General features: G+C 50.6%; 4 protein-coding genes. 2 read left to right on the forward strand and 2 right to left on the reverse strand.

All coding sequences use genetic code 11. From position 1 onward, the window contains the following. The coding region (locus ACTHSP_RS19280; protein ID WP_440346703.1) for a YceD family protein at positions 1-383 on the reverse strand (383 nt) is incomplete at its 3' end. A 55-nt stretch (positions 384-438) separates the two neighbouring features. On the opposite strand from ACTHSP_RS19280, the gene ACTHSP_RS19285 reads away from it, so the two are divergent. Together ACTHSP_RS19285 and ACTHSP_RS19290 are read left to right on the forward strand one after the other, a co-directional pair. Further along, positions 439-1,029: a Maf family protein gene (locus ACTHSP_RS19285; protein WP_049352071.1), complete on the forward strand. Its 591-nt coding sequence runs from the start codon at positions 439-441 to the stop codon at positions 1,027-1,029. 54 nt (positions 1,030-1,083) lie between these two features. Further along, positions 1,084-1,794, forward strand: coding sequence for an SAM-dependent methyltransferase (locus ACTHSP_RS19290; protein ID WP_049328886.1), 711 nt, complete (start codon positions 1,084-1,086; stop codon positions 1,792-1,794). Between the two features lie 95 nt (positions 1,795-1,889). Here the strand turns inward: ACTHSP_RS19290 and yidC are convergent. Then, positions 1,890-2,840, reverse strand: a 951-nt coding sequence (yidC, locus tag ACTHSP_RS19295) for a membrane protein insertase YidC (protein WP_440346704.1), incomplete at its 5' end; no start/stop codon positions are given.

The following is a 2,840-nucleotide window of genomic DNA, read 5'->3' on the forward strand; positions in this document are numbered from 1 at the left end:
ATTTGGTCTTCAACCAGAGTCCGCACGTCAAGCTCTTTTTCGAGCAGCATGCCTTCCAATTCTTCATCGGCAAGCATAGCTTCGTCCAAACTCTCTTCATCGGCAAACAGGACGATACGGCTGGTTTCATCGAGCAGAAACGGCATGGGCGTAATGCAACGCTGGCAAATCAGGGGCATGTCGGCTTTGACGTTTAAATCGAGAAACAGACGTTGCAGCCGGTCGCGACCGCCTTGCAGCGTAAACGACACGCGTGTCTGTTTGTCGGCCGGATAATCGTGCGAACTGACTCGTTCATCCAATTCTTCGAGCAGGAAGCTGTCTTGCAGATTCTGCCCTTCGGCGGCGAAAACTTCTGGGTCAATCAAATTAGGGTATGACATAAACGGAGTATGATATAATTTCGACGGTCTAACGTCAATGTTTTTAAGTAAAAATATGGAAGTAAAACTGCCTTTGGTTTTAGGGTCGAGTTCGGTTTTCCGCTGCGGACAGCTTCGCCGTTTGGGTGTCGATTTTCAGACGGCATCGCCTGATTTTGACGAAACGCCTATTGTGGGCGAGCATGCGGGCGAAACGGCGCTGCGTTTGGCGGAAGGCAAAGCCCGTTCATTGGCGGCAATTTTCCCTGCCGCGCTGATTATCGGTGCAGACCAAGTCGCATGGTGCGAAGGACGGCAGTTGGGCAAGCCGATGAACGTCGCAAATGCACAACAGATGCTGGCGGACTTAAGCGGAAAACGGATTGAATTTTACAGTGCAATCGTGCTTTTGAATACTGCTACGGGCAAGGTTCAGCATCATGTCGATCATACGGTGGTTGCCATGCGACAGTTGACGCAGGAGCAAATCAGCCGATATTTGGAACGCGAGCCGGATGCGGTTTATTGTGCCGGTGCGGCGAAGAGCGAGGGTTTGGGCGCTGCTTTGTTGGAGCGGATTGAAAGTACGGACCCGAATGCTTTGATCGGCCTTCCGATTTTCCGTCTGATTGATTTTTTGAAAAACGAAGGTGTGGAAGTTTTATAGTTTGAGGCCGTCTGAATGTGTTCAGACGGCCTGAGATTTTTTGGAGTTGCAAGAATGAAACCGATTTTGTATTTGATTCCTACCCCTTTGGGTGCGCCTGATACGCCATGCCTGTTGCCGCATGAACAACAGGCGATTGTCGGGCTGACGGATTTTGTCGTAGAAGCGGAAAAAACGGCGCGTGCGCATTTGAAACATTTGGGCGTGACTACGCCTATCCGTGAGCTGAATCTGCAAACGCTGAATGAACATACGGATTTGAAGACTTTGCCGGAATTGCTGAAGCCTTTGCAAGAAGGGCGCAGTATGGGCATTGTCAGTGAGGCAGGTTGTCCGGCTGTTGCCGATCCGGGTGCGAATTTGGTGGCATTGGCGCATAAACACGGGTTTGAAGTACGGCCTTTGGTTGGGCCGTCTAGTTTGCTGCTGGCGCTGATGGCTTCGGGTGCGAATGGGCAAAACTTTGCATTTAAGGGTTATCTGCCGTCTGAAAAAAATGAGCGAATTCAGAGTTTGAAGGCTTTGGAGCAACGTTCGCGCCAGCAGAATGAAACGCAGCTGTTTATCGAAACGCCGTATCGCAACGATGCGTTGTTGGCTGATGCGGTGGAAAACCTGCATCCTGAAACGCGCTTATGTGTGGCTACGGACTTGACCTTGCCGACACAGGAAATCATCAGCCAGACGATTGCGCAGTGGCGAAAAAGAAAAGAAATGCCGAATTTGAAAAAACGCCCGACAATTTTTGTGTTGCATGCCGCTTAAAACTGGATTGGGTTCAATCTTAAACTGTATTTGTTTGAGGAAATAAAAAAAGGCCGTCTGAACAACAGACGGCCTTTGTGTTGCCTAAACCTTCATCAAGAAATGACTTCGCCTTGGGCGCGTTGTTTTTCGATGCTGCGGTTGATGTGCCATTGTTGGGCGATGGTCAAGAGGTTGTTGACTACCCAGTACAGAACCAAGCCGGCAGGGAAGAAGAAGAACATGATGGAGAAAACCAAAGGCATGATTTTCATCATTTTCGCCTGCATTGGGTCGGTTGACGGCGGATTCAGATAAGTTTGTGCAAACATGGTTACCGCCATAATCAAAGGCAGGATGTAGAAAGGATCCGGACGGCTCAAGTCGGTAATCCAACCCAACCAAGGCGCTTGGCGCAATTCTACGGAGGCGAACAATGCCCAGTACAGACCGATGAAGACGGGGATTTGCAACAGCATAGGCAGACAGCCGCCCAGCGGATTGATTTTCTCGTCTTTATAAAGCTGCATCATGGCTTGTTGTTGCGCCATGCGGTCATCACCGTATTTCTCTTTAATGGCTTGCAATTTAGGTGCGGCAGCACGCATTTTTGCCATAGAGCGGTAAGAGGCGTTGGTCAATGGATACAGTACGGCTTTGACGATGATGGTCAAAACGATGATTGCCCAGCCCCAGTTGCCGATGATGTTGTGCAGTTGGTTCAAGAGCCAGAAGAGGGGAGAGGCGAACCAGTGTACTTTGCCGTAGTCTTTGGCCAGTTGCAGTTTGTCGGCGATATTGGCGATAACGGAAGTGGTTTGCGGGCCGGCATACAGGTTGATGGCGGTTTCGGCTTTTGCGCCGGCTTGGATCACGGCTAAAGGCACGCTGACGCTTGCACTGTACAGGTTGTCATTGCGGCGTTTGATGTCGATACGGCAGTCGCCAGCGGCGCAAACGCTTTGTCCGCCTTTAGGTTGGAGAATCCAGGTGGACATGAAGTGGTGTTCAATCATGCCGAGCCAGCCGGTCGGGGTTTTGCGGATGTATTCGGCTTCGGATTTGCC

It is taken from the genome of Neisseria sp. P0001.S005 (genome assembly GCF_051963715.1).